This is a genomic window from Streptomyces sp. NPDC048172 (assembly GCF_043202595.1).
In the GTDB taxonomy this organism is placed as follows: Bacteria; Actinomycetota; Actinomycetes; order Streptomycetales; family Streptomycetaceae; genus Streptomyces.
In genome coordinates, this window is sequence record NZ_JBIDAT010000001.1 from 663,484 (window position 1) to 678,411 (window position 14,928).

The window sequence follows — 14,928 nt, forward strand, 5'->3', positions numbered from 1 at the left end:
GGGGAGAGCGCGTGGGTACCGTTTTTCCTGGTTCCTCTTCTGAATCTCCGGCGTCGACTGAATTCATGATCAAGGAGAGAAAATGGCTCGTACGAAATCATTCGCGCTGACCGCTGAAGAGGTGGAACAGTTCAAGCAGAATGGCTACATTGGGCCGTTCGATCTGTACCCCCAAGAGGAGATGGAAGAGAATCTCAGGCAGGTCAGGCCGAAGCTGCTGAGGACAAAGACGTCCATCTACAGCGAAGGCAGGACCGAATCCGGCAACACCAACCTGGCGGCCAGTTACGACCGTCATCTCGACGTCGATTTCCTCGCCGAGCACATCGCGCGGCCGGAGATCGTGGACCGGGTGAGCAGCCTCCTCGGGCCCGACACGCTCTGCTGGCGGACCGAGCTGTTCCCGAAGTACCCGGGCGACGAGGGGACGGACTGGCACCAGGCGGACAACTTCTCCAGCGTGGACGGGGCGAAGCACCCGCACATCGTGTGGCCGGAGGACGCCGAGTTCGGCGGCACGATCACGGCCTGGACCGCCTTCACCGAGGCCTCGGTGGAGAACGGCTGCCTCCAGTTCATCCCCGGCACGCACACGTCTATGAATTACGACGAGTCGAAGACGATGGAGTACGACCCGGAAATCATCAACCAGAAGGACAAGGACGGCGTCAAGCGCGGCCTCTTCGGTTACGATTTCCGCCAGCTGCAGAAGGACCCCGACTGGCGCCCCGACGAGTCCAAGGCCGTTTCCCAGGTGATGCGCCAGGGGCAGTTCATTCTCTTCTGGTCGACGCTCATGCACGCCTCGCACCCGCACAGCGGAGCAACCGACCAGATGCGGCTCGGATTCGCCTCGCGCTATCTGCCGACCCAGGTCCAGGTCTACCCGTACTCCGACGAACTCCACGAGTTCGGGGCGCGGGCGAGCCTGGACAAGTACGGCTGCGTGCTGGTGTCCGGAGAAGACAAGTACGGCCACAATCGCTTTGCTGAGAGCACGGTCAACGGTTACCGGTTTCCGGTGCACTAGGAGAGACAACACATGGGCGAGACGGGCGGCGACCAGATGTCGCAGGAGAAAATGCTGTCCTGGGTCATCGACGCGTGCAGGCAACTCGGACTGCGGGTGGAGAAGGGGGACGACGACTTCTTCGAGGCCGGAGGCACCTCACTCACCGCGGTGAAGCTGATCGAGCGGGCGGAGCGGGACTTCGGCGAGGACTCCCTGCCCCCGGACGAGCTGTTCACCGACAGCCGGATGACGGACATCGCGGCCAGCATCCAGCGCAACAGCGAACCCGCCGACGCCGTGGCGGACTGACAGCGGACTGGCAGCGGACCGACAGCGGACTGGCAGGGGGCATCGTGGCGGCGACGGGCGACAAGTGGGTGATGACCCTCAAGCCGGCGGCGGCGGAGCCCTCGACCACCCTGTTCTGCTTCCCCTACGCGGGCGGCAGCCCCGAGACGTTCCGCGCCTGGGGCGAGGGTCTGGCGCCCGACGTGGAACTGCTGTGCGTGATCCTCCCCGGCAGGGGACGCCGCCTGAAGGAACCGCGCTACGACCGCTGGCAGCCCCTGGTCGACGACGTCTTCGAGGCGCTGTCGCCGTACCTGCACCGCCGCCACGCCTTCTACGGCCACAGCTTCGGCGGGCGGCTGGCGTACGAGCTGTGCCAGCTGGCGGCGGCCCGGTTCCCGGGCCGGACGCACCGGCTGTTCGTCTCCGGCTGCCGGAGCCCGGACGTCCCGCAGGCACGCCCGTACATGCACGAGATGACGGAGAGCGGGTTCGCCGACGCCGTCGCGAAGATGGGCGGCACGGCGGCGGAACTCTTCGCGCAGGAGCGGATGCTGCGCCTGTTCCTGCCGACGATGCGCAGCGAGATCCGGCTCGCCGAGATCTGGGAGAACCACCACGCCTCCGGGGTGGACGTGCCCATCACCGCCCTCTACAGCCCCGCGGACCCGATCGACGACCGGGCGACCATGCGCGGCTGGAGCGGATTCACCCGGCGCGACTGCGAGCTGATCGAAGTTCCCGGCGGGCACTTCTTCGTGGACAGCCACCCGGAGCACGTCACAAGAATCGTCAACACACGTCTGGGGAATCCGAATGGAGAAGCTCACCGCTTCGCAAGAGGCGCTATCCATTCACCAGAAGATCAACAGGACCGGGGCTGACTATCCGGCGGAGAGCCTCAAGGAACTCTTCGAGGAGGCGGCGGGCCGCCGGCCGGACGCCGTCGCCGTCGTCCACCGGAAGCGCCGGGTGACCTACCGCGAACTCAACGGCCTGGCCAACAGCCTGAGCGCGCGCCTGAGCGAGTCGGGCGTGCGCGCGGGCGACGTCGTGGGACTGGGCGTCAAGCGCTCGCCGGAGATGATCGTCGCGATGCTGGCGGTCATCAAGTGCGGTGCCACCTACCTCCCCTTCGACCGCGGCTGGCCCGACGACCGCCTGAGCGGGATCCTCGGCCGGACGGACTGCGGCGTGCTGCTGACCGACGCGCCCGAGGAGATGGCGTCCCGCTTCGCGGGGAAGACGGTGATCCCCGTCGACCCCGCCACGCTGGACGTGGACGAGCGGAACCCCTCCCTTCGGGTCCCGCAGGACTCGCTCGCCTACATCGTCTTCACCTCCGGCTCGACCGGGTCCCCCAAGGGCGTCCCGATCCGGCACGAGGGCATCGTCCGCCTGGTCTTCAACTCCTGCTACGTCGCCCTCGACGAGAACGCCGTCGTGCCGCAGCTCGCGAACGTCCTCTTCGACGCGGCGGCCTTCGAGATCTGGGGAGTGCTGCTGCACGGCGGGACCGCCGTGCTCTACCCCTCGGACTACATACGGATCTCGGAACTGAAGCGGCTCGTACGGGAGAACGGCGTCACGGCCGTCTTCGTGACGACGGCGCTCTTCAACGTGATCGTGGACGAGTCCCCGGACGTCTTCGACACCGTGCGGACGGTCCTCACCGGCGGCGAGGCGCACTCCCTCAAGCACATCGAGCGCGCGCGGCTCCACTACGGCGACGGCAAGGTCGTCAGCGTCTACGGACCGACCGAGTGCTCGGTCTTCGCCACGTACTACCCCGTGCGGGAGACCGTCCAGGGCGATTCGGCGCTGCCGATCGGAGTGCCCCTGCAGAACACGTACCTGTACCTCGTCCGCGACGGCGCGCTCTGCGCCCCGGGCGAGACCGGCGAGGTCTGCCTGGCGGGCCCGGGGCTCTCCCCCGGCTACCTGGGAATGCCGGAGCTGACGGCTCAGAAGTACGTCGAGTACGAACTCGACGGCGACAAGGTGCGGCTCTACCACACCGGGGACTGCGGCTACTTCCGGGCGGACGGCGACGTCGTCTTCCAGGGACGGCTCGACGACCAGGTGAAGGTCAACGGCTTCCGGATCGAGCTCGGCGAGATCGCCCACTTCATGAACGAGGTGGCGCACGTCAAGCAGAGCTACGTGACCACCGCCGAGAACGAGTCAGGCGAGAAGGTCGTGGTGGCGTTCGTGGTGCCCGCGGACGACGCGTGCACGCCCCGCCTCTGCCACGACCAGCTCGTCACGAAGATCCCCAAGTACATGCTGCCCGGCGAGATACACCTGCGCGACAGCCTGCCGCTCACCGGCTCCGGAAAGGTGGACCGGAGAGCTCTCCTGGCAGGGCGGAACCCGTGAATCCACGAGCGGGACGAGAGAGTGAGGAATCAGTGACGGCGATGAACCAGCAGTCCGTACCGGGGCTGAGCGTCAAGGCGGCGAGCCTGTGGCTTCCGCCGGAGAAGGAGGGCCCCCCGGAGGGCGAGCTCAGCGCGACGGACCTCGAACGCATCGGTGTCACGGAGCTCCATGTCGCGCCCGACGACATCTCGCCGCCCGAGATGGCGGTGCTGGCCGCGAAGGACGCACTGGCGGGCACCAGCATCGACCCGAACTCCATGAGCTGCCTGGTCCATTCGTTCAGCTACCACCAGGGCTTCGACATGTGGTCGCCCGCGCACTACGTCGCGCGCCACTCCGGGGCGCTCGAAGGGCTGCCCATCAACGTCCAGCAGCTGTGCAACGGCGGAGCCGTCGCCCTCCAGGTCGCGGCCAAGTGGCTGGTCGCCACCCCCGAGGCGGGCGCGGCCCTCGTCACGAGCGGGGACCGGTTCTGCCCGCCCGGCTTCAGCCGCTGGGCGTGCGACGACGACGCGGTCTACTCGGACTCGGCGACCGCGGTCGTGCTCGGCAGGTCCGGAGGGGACGACGACCTGCTCCACCTCCTCTCGCTCGGCCAGGTGACCGACGCCGAGTGGGAGGCCCAGATGCGCGGGAACGAGAAGTTCAGCTCCGTTCCGCTGGGGCACGGCGCTCCCATCGACCTCCGGCCCGCCAACACGGCGTTCCGCGAGTCCGGCGCGGCGGCACGGATGGTCAAGCTCGGCGTCGCCAAGCTGCACGAACTCGTCCGGCACTCCCTGAGCGCCTCCGGCATCGGCCCTCAGGACATCAGCGCCTGCGCGCTGCCCCGCCTCTCCCAGGGAATGCGGAACGGCATGTTCAGGCCCGCCATGGAAGAGGTCCTCGGCGGCGACCCGCACTATCTCGACTGCGACACCGGCTGTCTCGGAGCGGGAGATCTGCTGGCGAACCTGGTGGACATGGAGGAACGCCTCGCACCGGGAGAATACGGGATTCTCATCCAAGGCACCGGTGGATACACTTTCACCTGCGCCGTGGTCCAGGCACCCGTGAAGTAGCCCGGAGACCGGGGAAGGCATGGCCATGAAGCCAGGCACATGGGACCGGCAGTCGTACGCCCTCTGGCACGGGACATCGCCCACGTCCACGATCCTCGACCGGAGCGGACCCGAGGACATGTGGGTCAGGGGAGAGGGCTCCTGGCTGACCGACGCCGCGGGCCGTCGTGCCCTCGACGCCCGCGCGGGCGTGGGCAACGTGCTGCTGGGCTACGGCAGGGACGACATCGTGGAAGCGATGTCCCGTCAGGCGCGCGAACTGCCCTATGTCTGCATGGTGCGCTCGGAGCTGCCCGCTCCGGTGACCGTCGAACTGGCGGGTGAGCTGGCCGACATCGCGCCCCGCGGCCTCGACCGTGTGCGCTTCTGCCACACGGGAGGCGCCGCGGTCGAGAGCGCGGTGCTGATGGCCCGCTCCTACCACCGGAACACCGGCCACCGGGACAGACGCCTGGTCGTCGGGCTCCGCGACAGCTACCACGGCAGCCCGATGGCGGCCATGGCGGCGAGCGGGCAGCGCATCATGCACTGGCTCCACGGGCCGATGCCCGACGGGTTCCACCACCTTCCGGAACCGGAGGCCGACGCGTCCGGCGCCGACCTCGTCGCACGCCTGGACGAGCTCGGGCCGGAGCGCGTCGCCGCACTGATACTGGAACCGGTGAAGGGGCTGAACGGGCAGCCCCTCCCCACCCCGTATCTGCGCGCCGCACGGGAGTACTGCACGAAGAACGGCATTCTCCTCATCTTCGACGAGGCGTTCACGGGGTTCGGGCGGATGGGCGAGATGTTCGCGGCCGGCCTCTCGGGGGTCTCGCCGGACCTCATGTGCCTCGCGAAAGGCATCACCGCCGGATACGCGGCGCTCGGCGCCGTCCTGGCCACCGAGGAGATCCACCGTGCGTTCGACACCGACAGCACGGTGTTCGCCCACGCGTCCACCACGGACGGCCACCCGGTGGCCTGCGCCGCGGCGCTCGCCGCGATCCGCGCCTACCGGTCCGAGGACCTGGTGGCCCGGGGGCGCGACCTCGGCCGTCTCCTCCGCGACCGTCTGGACGGACTGCTGGACGGGGCGCCCGCGTTCGGGGGAGTCCGGGCCGTCGGCGCGTATGTCGCGATCGACCTGGTGGACGGCGACGGCAGGCCGCTCCCGATGGCGGACCGCCGCCGTCTGGAGGCCGCGTGCCGCCGTCAGGAACTGCTGGTCCACTACACGCCCGACACCGTGGTGCTGATGCCTCCACTGACGATGACCTCGGAGGAGGCGGAATTCGCCGCGCGGCGCTTCACGGGCGTCGTGTCCGCGCTGCGCCCGGCCGCCGCCCCGTGAAAGGGATGACGTGTCACCCATAGGCCACCATCAGATGCTGGTCTTCCTGTTACAGATCAGTCTGCTGCTGATCCTGGCCCTCGCCTTCGGGCGGCTCGCGGTGCGGCTGAAGATGCCCGTGGTCGTGGGGGAGCTGGTCGCGGGCGTACTCATCGGCCCGTCCGTGCTGGGCGGGATCGCGCCGTCCGTGACCGACTGGCTGCTGCCCCGGGACCCCGGCCAGTCCCACCTGCTGGCCGCGGTCTCGCAACTGGGCGTGCTGCTGCTGGTCGGCATGACCGGAGCCCACATGGACCTGCGGCTCTTCCAGCGCAGGAGAACCGCCATCACCTGGGTGAGCGCGGGAAGCATCCTCTTCCCCCTGGCCGTCGGGATCGCCCTGGGCTTCCTGCTCCCGACCTCCCTGCTGGGCGACCGCGCCGAACGGCCGGTCTTCGCCCTGTTCATGGGCGTGGCCATCGCGATCAGCGCGCTGCCCGTCATCGCGAAGATCCTGCTGGACATGAGACTGATGCACCGCGACGTCGGGCAGGTCATCATCGGCGCGGCAGCCGTCAGCGACATCATCGGGTGGCTGCTGCTCTCCATCGTCTCCTCCATGGCGACGCTGGGATTCCGCGCCCAGGTCGTGTTCGAGTCGGTGGGCTGTCTGCTGCTCGTCCTCGTGCTGACCGTGTTCCTGGCACGTCCCGTCCTCGCCAGGGTGCTGCGCGGAGCCATGCGTTCCGAGCGCCGCGACGACGTCGGCGTGGCGGTCGTGGTCCTGCTGATCCTGCTGGCCGCCGCGGGCACCCACGCGCTGAGGCTGGAGCCGATCCTCGGCGCCTTCCTGTGCGGCATCGTCATCGGCACAGTGGGCCCGGAGGCCCGGCGGTTCCTCGCCGCGATCCGGCCCTTCGTGATGGCCGTGCTGGCCCCGGTGTTCCTCGTCAGCGCCGGACTCCAGGTCGACCTGGCCGCGCTGGCGAAGCCCCCCGTCCTCGCGGGCGCCCTGATCACGGTCCTCGTCGCCATGGCGGCCAAGCTGATCGGCGGCTACGCCGGAGCCAGAGCCGGAAAGCTCGGCCACGACGAAGCCGTGGCCATCGGGGCGGGGCTCAACGCGCGGGGCGTGGTGGAGATCGTTCTCGCCTCGGTGGGCCTGAGCAGCGGCGTGCTCAACACCGCCTCGTACACCGTCGTCGTCCTGGTGGCCGTGGTCACCTCCATCACCGCACCGCCCATCCTGCGCCGCGTGACGGGCCGCATGGCCCACACCTCCCAGGAGATCGAACGGGAACGGGAGTACGCGGGCGCCATGTCCCCGTCGGCGCCCGACGGCTCGGTCGACGCCTGACCGCCCGCCGGTCCCGGCCCGCCGCACCGCGTGCGTGCCGGGAGGTGGTGCCCGGCGTGGAGCTCGGTCAGCCGTGGTGGGGCTTGCCGAACTCGTCGATCAGCACGGCGTACTCCTCCCCGCCGTGCCCGGCGGCGATCGAGCGGTCGGCCATCGCCTTGAACAGCTTCGGCAGCTCGGCGTTGACCCCCACCGCCTCGCTCTCCTCGATCAGGTGCTCCATCGACCGGGCGTGGGTCTCCAGGGACGCCACATCGGCCGGGAAGGCACCGCTGTCGATCTGCTCGGCGTGCCCCGGCAGCCATTCGGCCACGGCGGCGGCCATCTGCCGCGCGAACGGCGCGTACGTCGCCGCGTCGACCCCGGCCGTCCTGAGCAGGGCGGTGCCCTGGAGCCAGGCGTTCAGGACACTCCACATCATGGCCAGGCCCGCCACGTCGTACAGCGACGCCAGTCCGTGGTCCGCACCGAGGCAGGTGGCGGTGCCGAGCGCGTCGAGCGCGGGCTTGTGCGCCTCGAAGTCCTCCTGCGGCCCGCTGCACAGAATCACCGCGTCGGCGGTCCCGATCGCGGGCGGTACGGCCATGATGGCGCCGTCCAGATAACGGGCGCCGCGCCGCTCGGCCCAACGGGCAGCCTCCCGCGCCTGGGCCGAGTCGCCCGAGGTGAGGTTGACCAGCGTCGTGCCGTCCAGCGGAACACCATCCACACCAAGCAGTTCATGCACGGCCGGGTAGTCGGTGACGCAGACGACCGTCAGAGGACTCGCCTTCAGGGCCTCGGCGAGCGTCGGCGCCAGCCGCGCGCCCTCGGCCACCAGCTGGTCGGCCTTCGCGGCTGTCCGGTTCCACACGGTCGTGGGGTGCCCGGCCCTGAGGAACGCGCGGGCGAGCGCCTGGCCCATCAGGCCGAGTCCGACGACGGTAACGGGTGCTTCTCTCTTGTCGCTCATGGCAGCATCGTCAACGTTGATACCGGTATGAAGGGCAAGCAAGGTCAAGCAAGGTCAAGCGAGGTCGCGATGCGGATCGGCGAGCTGAGCCGTCGGACGGGCGTCAACGCCCATCAACTGCGCTACTACGAGGCCCAGGGCCTGCTGGAAGCGGAACGCGGCGCGAACGGTTACCGCAACTACGACGAGAGCGCCGTGCTGCGGGTCGGACAGATCCGGCACCTGCTCGCCGCCGGTCTGTCCTCCGAGGACATCGCGTACGTGGTGCCCTGCGTGGTCGGCGAGGTCCCGCGGCTGCCGGGGTGCCCCGAACTGCTGGACGCGATGCGGTCCCGGCTGCGGCGACTGGACGACCAGATGGCCAGGCTCGCCCAGTCCCGCGACGCGCTCGCCGACTACATCGACGCGGCCGACCGGCTGGGCGGCGAGAGCTATCCCCCCTTCGACCAGGCCGACCGGGAGCCCGCCCCCCTCTGAACAGCTTCAACAGCCTCAACAGCTTCAACAGCCTCAGAGCCCGGCCGCCCTCAGCTGACTGGGGCTTGCGACGTGAGCCGTCCACGCCCGCTCGCCCGGGACGCGGTGCCATCCGATCAGGGAATCAGGGGTGACGGTGTCGGGCCAGATCATGTAGCCGAGCATGACGAGCTCGCACCCTGCCGCGGCGGCGGCGTCCGGTGGGAAGACCGGCCAGTCCGGCCAGTGCGACAGGTCCTTCTCAGCGAGTGGCTCGGAGCTGCCCTCGCGCATGACGCGCAGCACATATCCGCTCTCCGCCGCCTGGCAGACGGCGGTGAGGTCACGGCCCTCGGTTGTCATCCAGGAACTCCGAACTCAGTGGTCAGGGCAGTCCGGCCGACCCAACTGCCATATCGCCTTGACTTAAACCCCACTTCATATTCAAGGCTCTCCTCAACGGCTAGCAACGGCTACCAAGGAGCACCACGTTGAGTGAGAACAAGACCGTCCTCGTCCTCGGCGCCACCGGGAACCAGGGCGGCGCCACCGCCCGCGAACTGCTCTCCCGAGGCTGGACCGTACACGCCCTGGTCCGCGACCCCGACAAGCCCGAGGCCCACGAACTCAAGGCCAGGGGCGCCGCACTCGTACAGGGCGACATGGACGACGCCGAGTCCCTGCGCCGCGCCATGACCGGCGTGCACGGCGTCTACAGCGTGCAGCCGCTGGGTTGGGACCCGGAGTCCCTCGCCGCCGAGGTCCGCCAGGGCAAGGCCGTGGCCGACATGGCCAAGGCGAGCGGCATCGCACACCTCGTGTACAGCTCGGTGGGCGGAGCCGAACGAGACACCGGCATCGACCACTTCGAGACCAAGGCCGAGATCGAGCGGCACATCGCCGCACTCGGCATCCCGGCCACCGTCCTGCGCCCGGTGTTCTTCATGAACAACCTGCTCGGCTACGCGGACGCCGAGGGCGAGCGCGTGATGGAGCTGCCGGTCAAGCCGGACAAGCCCATCCAGCTGATCGCCTCCGACGACATCGGCCACTTCGCCGCCGACGCCTTCGACAACCCCGGCGAGTTCATCGGCGAGCAGATCGAACTCGCCGGTGACGAGATCACGTTCACCGAGGTCGCCGCCGTCTACGAACGCGTCACCGGCACCCCGAGCCGCCTCGAACCGCAGCCCATCGAAGACCGTATGTTCGAGTGGTTCGCCGAGGACGGCTACCAGGCGGACATCCCGCACCTACGCCGCCAGCACCCGGGCCTGATGACCCTGGAACAGTTCCTCACCCACCGCCTCACCCCGGCCTCCTGACCACCACCCGCCCCGCCGTCCCAGCCCAGCCGAGCTCGCCACGGCTGCGCTGGGGCCCCGGCACAAGAAACGCCCCGATCCCGGGCATGCACCGCCTGGCCAACTCCCAGCCGCCCTGTCTGCTCCAGCACGCGGACAATCTGGTGGACTGGTGACCGTGGTCGGTGTCGGCTTCGAGGGCGTTCGGCGCGGAGTCCTCGGCGACCTCCCTGGCGCTTGTGCTGGGGGATCCGGGCCGTGCGACGATGCCGCTATGAATCGCCTGGCTGACTCCCAGTCGCCCTATCTGCTCCAGCACGCTGACAACCCCGTCGACTGGTGGCCCTGGGAGCTGGACGCCTTCGAGGAGGCGCGGCGGCGGGACGTACCCGTGCTGCTCAGCGTCGGGTACGCCGCGTGTCACTGGTGTCATGTGATGGCGCACGAGAGCTTCGAGGACGAGGAGACGGCGGGCTTTCTCAACGCGCACTTCGTCTGCGTCAAGGTGGACCGCGAGGAGCGGCCCGATGTCGATGCCGTGTACATGGAGGCGGTGCAGGCGGCGACGGGGCAGGGTGGGTGGCCCATGACCGTGTTTCTCACGCCGGACGCGGAGCCCTTCTACTTCGGTACGTACTTCCCGCCCGCGCCCCGGCACGGGATGCCGTCCTTCCGGCAGGTGCTGGAGGGGGTGCGGGCCGCTTGGGAGGACCGGCGGGAGGAGGTCGCCGATGTGGCGGCGCGGATCACTCGTGATCTGGCCGGGCGCGGGCTGCGGTACGACGCGCCGCGGGTGCCCGGCGCGGAGGAGATGGGCGCGGCGCTGCTGGGGCTGACGCGGGACTTCGACGCGGTGCGGGGCGGGTTCGGCGGGGCGCCGAAGTTCCCGCCGTCGATGGTGCTGGAGTTCCTGCTGCGGCACCACGCGCGCACCGGCTCGCAGGGAGCGCTGCAGATGGTGGAGGCCACGTGCGAGGCGATGGCGCGCGGCGGGATCTACGACCAGTTGGGCGGCGGCTTCGCGCGCTACTCGGTCGACGCGGAGTGGACCGTCCCGCACTTCGAGAAGATGCTCTACGACAACGCGCTGCTCTGCCGCGTCTACGCGCACCTGTGGCGGGCCACCGGCTCGGAGCTCGCGCGGCGGGTCGCGCTGGAGACCGCCGAGTTCATGGTGCACGAACTGGGCACGGAGCAGGGCGGGTTCGCCTCCGCGCTCGACGCGGACAGCGATGACGGGAGCGGGGCCGCGCACGAGGGCGTCTATTACGTGTGGACGCCCGGGCAGCTCACCGAGGTGCTCGGCGAGGAGGACGGGGCCTGGGCCGCGCGCCGCTTCGGTGTCACCGAGGAGGGGACCTTCGAGCGCGGCGCCTCGGTGCTGCGCCTTCCCGACCTGGACGGCCCCGACCCGGACGGCGAGCTCGTGGACGCCGCGCGCTTCGCGTCCGTACGCGAACGGCTGCTGGCCGCGCGTGAGCCGCGTCCCCGCCCCGAGCGTGACGAGAAGGCCGTCACGGCATGGAACGGTCTCGCGGTCGCCGCGCTCGCCGAGACCGGCGCCTACTTCGAGCGCCCCGACCTCGTGGCCGCCGCCGCTGCCGCCGCCGGGCTCCTCGCCTCCGTGCATACGGACGCCTCCTCGGAGGGGTCCGCGCGGCTCGTGCGGACCTCGCGGGACGGCGTGGCGGGTGCCAGCGCGGGTGTGCTGGAGGACTACGGCGACGCGGCCGAGGGGTATCTCACCCTCTACGCGGTCACCGGCGGGCGCGAATGGCTCGACCGGGCGGGGGCGTTGCTGGAGACGGTGCTGACGCGGTTCGTGGGTGAGGACGGCACGCTGTTCGACACGGCGGACGACGCGGAGCCGCTCATCCGCCGCCCCCAGGACCCGACGGACAACGCGGTGCCCTCCGGCTGGAGCGCCGCGACCGGCGCCCTGCTCTCGTACGCCGCCTACACCGGCAGCGCCCGGCACCGCGAGGCGGCCGAGCGTGCCCTCGGCATCGTGCGCGAACTCGCGGGCCGGGTGCCCCGGTTCGTCGGCTGGGGGCTCTCCGTGGGCGAGGCGCTGCTCGACGGGCCGCGTGAGGTCGCGATCGTCGGGGACCCGGCGAAGCCGGGGACGGGCGAGCTGCATCGCACGGCGCTGCTCTCGACCGCGCCGGGCGCCGTGGTGGCGCTGGGCGCGCCGGGGCAGTCGGGGGAGTCGGACGTACCGCTGCTGCGGGGGCGGGACCTGGTGGACGGGCGGGCCGCCGCCTATGTGTGCCGGGGCTTCGTCTGCGACGCGCCCACCGTGGACGCGGCGGTCCTGGAGAGTCTGCTCCGCGCCGTGTAACGCCGCCCTCCCCTCCGCCGAGCTCCCTCCAGGGGGTGTCCGGCGGATCGTGGTTGCCCTGTGCCGCGGCCCCTGCCCAGCCCTGAGACGAGGGCAGCCATGGTTCGGCGGGGAGTCAGAGGGTGAGGCCGCGCTCCAGTACGTTCAGCGCGCGGGCGACGAGCTTCTCCAGGTCCGTGAGGGTCTTGGAGCCGCCGTCGTCGATCCAGCTGAACATCGCCTCCGTCAGGGCCCCGAGCATCGCGCCCGTCACGATGCGCACCTCCAGGTCGTCGACGGGTCTGTCCGCGCGCTCGGCGAGTGCTCTGGCGAGCATGCGGGTGGTCTCGGCCGACTGCTCGCTCATCCGGGCGCGCAGCGCGGGCACCTCGCGGATCAGCCGGATCCGCTGCCAGGTCTCGGCGGCGTCCGCGTCGAAGACCCTGGCCAGCGACTCGCTGAGCGTCTCGCGGAGCGCGATGACCGGGGACTCGCTCGTGGGCCGGGCGCGCAGGGTCTCCTCGATCATCGGGTCGTACTCGTCGTTGAGCACGATGTCTTCCTTGGTGGGGAAATAGCGGAAGACGGTGCTGGGGGAGACCTCGGCCTCCTCCGCGATCTGGTCGACAGGGGTCGCGTCGTACCCCTGCTCGTCGAAGAGGCGGTAGGCGGTGTGCCGGATGGCCTGACGGGTCTGGAGCTTCTTCCGCTCGCGCAGCCCGAGCTTCGCAGCGGGGGCCGGGGGGACAGGCGTAGCGGATTCTGTAGGTGCGGGGGCCATGGATCTTATTGTCGGGCATCCGGCTCGGACTGGGCCATGCCCCGGCCGGAGCTGTCTTGCGAATTCCCGGCACGCGTCCCCTCCTCCGTCCCGTCTTCCTCCGGCTCCGTCCCCGCTTCCTCCGGTTCCGTCCCCGCATCCTCCGGCTCCGTCCCGTCCCCTCCCTTCGGCCTCCTGTCGGGCAGCAGCGTGGCGGCTATGCAGGCGGTGACGAGGGCGAGGATTCCGCATATCGCCAGCACCTGGTTCATCCCGCCGATGAACGCCGCGTCCGCCGCTCCGGCCAGCCGCCGCGAGCCGCTCTGCTCGGCGACCAGATGGGCGGCGACGACCGAGTCGCCCGCCGCGTCCCGCGCCGCCGCCGGGAGGCCGCTGTCCTCCAGGCCGAGCCGCGAGGTGTACGTCCCCGACAGCAGGCTGCCGAGCAGTGCGATGCCGAGGGCCGTGCCCACCTGGCGCACCGTCATCAGCAGGCCCGAGCCGCTGCCGGTCCGGGCGGGCGGCAGCGCGTCCACCGCCCCGTCCATCGCGGGCACCATCGCGAGGCCGGTGCCGATCCCGGTGAGCGTCAGCCAGGTGGCCGCCAGTGCGTACCCGCTCCCCGGGTCCGTGCGGGCGCCGAGGAACGCGGCGAACGCCAGCACCACCAGCCCGGAGCTCACCACCAGCCGGGTGCCGAGCCTGCCCACCAGCGGGCCCGCGGCGCGGGCCGCCACCACGATCCCGGCCATCAGGGGGAGCAGCCGCAGCCCCGTCCCGAACGCGTCGTTCCCCAGCACCGCCTGGAGGTACTGCGGAACGATGAACAGCAGCCCCGACAGCACCAGCGTGACGAGAGTGACCACCGCGCAGTTCCAGCGGAATCCCGGGTGCCGCAGCAGGCCGAGGTCGAGCATCGGGCGCGTGTGCTTCCGCCCCCGCGCCCGCTCCCTGAGCACCAGCCCCGTCAGCAGCAGGACGGCGAGCGGGAAGCAGACGAGGACCACCGGGTCGCTCCAGCCGCGCTCCGGCCCCTCGATGATCGCGAAGACCAGGACGCTCAGCCCCAGCACGCTCAGCAGGGTGCTCAGCGGGTCCACGCGGGGCGAGGCCGGGTCGCGGGTCTCGGGGAGGAGCAGCAGGCAGGCGGCCATGCCGAGGGCGGCCAGCGGCACGTTGATCAGGAAGATCGAGCCCCACCAGTAGTGGTCCAGGAGCCAGCCGCCGACGATCGGGCCGAGCGGCATGCCCCCGGCCACGGAGGCGGTGACGACGCCGATCGCCTTGGCGCGCTCCTTCGGGTCGGGGAAGAGGGACGGCAGCACGGCGAGGACCAGCGGGGAGATCAGCGCCGCCCCGAGCCCCATGCCCGCGCGGGCGACGATGACCCACTCCGGGCTGTGCGTGAGGGTCCCCAGCAGCGAGCCGACGAAGAAGACGCCGAGCCCGGCGAGGAGCATCCTGCGGCGCCCGAAGCGGTCGCCGAGGAGGCCCGCCGGGAGCATCGTCGCCGCGAACACCACCACGTACGCATCGACGATCCACTGCATGTCGCGGGTGTCCGCGCGGAGTTGGTCGGCCATCTCCGGCAGCGCCACGTTCAGGATCGTGAGGTCGAAGCCGAGGACGAGCATGCTCGCCCCGAGCGCGCCCAGCGCCCACCAGCGCCGGGGGTCCTGCCCCTGCTTCATCGCTTGCTCCGTCACCGTCATAGTGACAGTAAC

14 protein-coding genes are annotated in these 14,928 nt (G+C 70.5%); 10 read left to right on the forward strand and 4 right to left on the reverse strand.

All coding sequences use genetic code 11. The features are described from left to right. Positions 1-82: 82 nt before the first annotated feature. The 7 genes from ACGF3A_RS03005 to ACGF3A_RS03035 are packed head-to-tail and all read left to right on the forward strand — an operon-like array spanning position 83 to position 7,412. Positions 83-1,030, forward strand: coding sequence for a chlorinating enzyme (locus ACGF3A_RS03005; RefSeq protein WP_393725138.1), 948 nt, complete (start codon positions 83-85; stop codon positions 1,028-1,030). Between the two features lie 12 nt (positions 1,031-1,042). Continuing rightward, the gene (locus tag ACGF3A_RS03010) at positions 1,043-1,321 is read left to right on the forward strand and encodes a phosphopantetheine-binding protein (RefSeq protein ID WP_393725139.1); all 279 of its coding nucleotides are present in this window, start codon (positions 1,043-1,045) and stop codon (positions 1,319-1,321) included. A gap of 44 nt (positions 1,322-1,365) precedes the next feature. Then, positions 1,366-2,184 carry a thioesterase II family protein gene (locus tag ACGF3A_RS03015; protein WP_393725141.1) on the forward strand — a complete coding sequence of 273 codons (819 nt, stop codon included), beginning with the start codon at positions 1,366-1,368 and terminating at the stop codon, positions 2,182-2,184. Beyond that, positions 2,117-3,679 carry an amino acid adenylation domain-containing protein gene (locus ACGF3A_RS03020; protein WP_393725143.1) on the forward strand — a complete coding sequence of 521 codons (1,563 nt, stop codon included), beginning with the start codon at positions 2,117-2,119 and terminating at the stop codon, positions 3,677-3,679. The genes ACGF3A_RS03015 and ACGF3A_RS03020 overlap by 68 nt, the downstream gene beginning before the upstream one ends. Before the next feature lie 41 nt (positions 3,680-3,720). Beyond that, positions 3,721-4,743: a 3-oxoacyl-ACP synthase gene (locus tag ACGF3A_RS03025; protein WP_393725145.1), complete on the forward strand. Its 1,023-nt coding sequence runs from the start codon at positions 3,721-3,723 to the stop codon at positions 4,741-4,743. A gap of 25 nt (positions 4,744-4,768) precedes the next feature. Beyond that, positions 4,769-6,076, forward strand: a complete 1,308-nt coding sequence (locus tag ACGF3A_RS03030; RefSeq protein WP_393725147.1) for an aspartate aminotransferase family protein — start codon at positions 4,769-4,771, stop codon at positions 6,074-6,076. 10 nt (positions 6,077-6,086) lie between these two features. Continuing rightward, a complete protein-coding gene (locus tag ACGF3A_RS03035; RefSeq protein ID WP_393725148.1) occupies positions 6,087-7,412 on the forward strand; it encodes a cation:proton antiporter in 1,326 nt (441 codons plus the stop codon). Positions 7,413-7,479: 67 nt separating this feature from the next. Here ACGF3A_RS03035 and ACGF3A_RS03040 read toward each other — a convergent pair whose 3' ends face one another. Next, on the reverse strand, positions 7,480-8,364 hold the full coding sequence (locus tag ACGF3A_RS03040) for an NAD(P)-dependent oxidoreductase (RefSeq protein WP_393725150.1): 885 nt from the start codon (positions 8,362-8,364) through the stop codon (positions 7,480-7,482). Between the two features lie 69 nt (positions 8,365-8,433). Between ACGF3A_RS03040 and ACGF3A_RS03045 the strand changes: the two genes are divergently transcribed. Further along, complete coding sequence (locus ACGF3A_RS03045) at positions 8,434-8,841, forward strand: MerR family transcriptional regulator (protein ID WP_393725152.1); 408 nt, start codon at positions 8,434-8,436, stop codon at positions 8,839-8,841. Positions 8,842-8,874: 33 nt separating this feature from the next. On the opposite strand, the gene ACGF3A_RS03050 is transcribed toward ACGF3A_RS03045, so the two are convergent. Beyond that, the gene (locus ACGF3A_RS03050; protein ID WP_393725154.1) at positions 8,875-9,183 is read right to left on the reverse strand and encodes a hypothetical protein; all 309 of its coding nucleotides are present in this window, start codon (positions 9,181-9,183) and stop codon (positions 8,875-8,877) included. A 128-nt stretch (positions 9,184-9,311) separates the two neighbouring features. Between ACGF3A_RS03050 and ACGF3A_RS03055 the strand changes: the two genes are divergently transcribed. Both ACGF3A_RS03055 and ACGF3A_RS03060 read left to right on the forward strand, forming a co-directional pair. Further along, on the forward strand, positions 9,312-10,145 hold the full coding sequence (locus ACGF3A_RS03055) for an NmrA/HSCARG family protein (RefSeq protein WP_393725156.1): 834 nt from the start codon (positions 9,312-9,314) through the stop codon (positions 10,143-10,145). A 253-nt stretch (positions 10,146-10,398) separates the two neighbouring features. Then, on the forward strand, positions 10,399-12,465 hold the full coding sequence (locus tag ACGF3A_RS03060; RefSeq protein WP_393725158.1) for a thioredoxin domain-containing protein: 2,067 nt from the start codon (positions 10,399-10,401) through the stop codon (positions 12,463-12,465). Positions 12,466-12,580: 115 nt separating this feature from the next. On the opposite strand, the gene ACGF3A_RS03065 is transcribed toward ACGF3A_RS03060, so the two are convergent. Beyond that, the gene (locus tag ACGF3A_RS03065) at positions 12,581-13,225 is read right to left on the reverse strand and encodes a TetR/AcrR family transcriptional regulator (protein ID WP_393725160.1); all 645 of its coding nucleotides are present in this window, start codon (positions 13,223-13,225) and stop codon (positions 12,581-12,583) included. Positions 13,226-13,230: 5 nt separating this feature from the next. After that, the gene (locus tag ACGF3A_RS03070) at positions 13,231-14,895 is read right to left on the reverse strand and encodes an MFS transporter (RefSeq protein ID WP_393725162.1); all 1,665 of its coding nucleotides are present in this window, start codon (positions 14,893-14,895) and stop codon (positions 13,231-13,233) included. Positions 14,896-14,928: the final 33 nt, after the last annotated feature.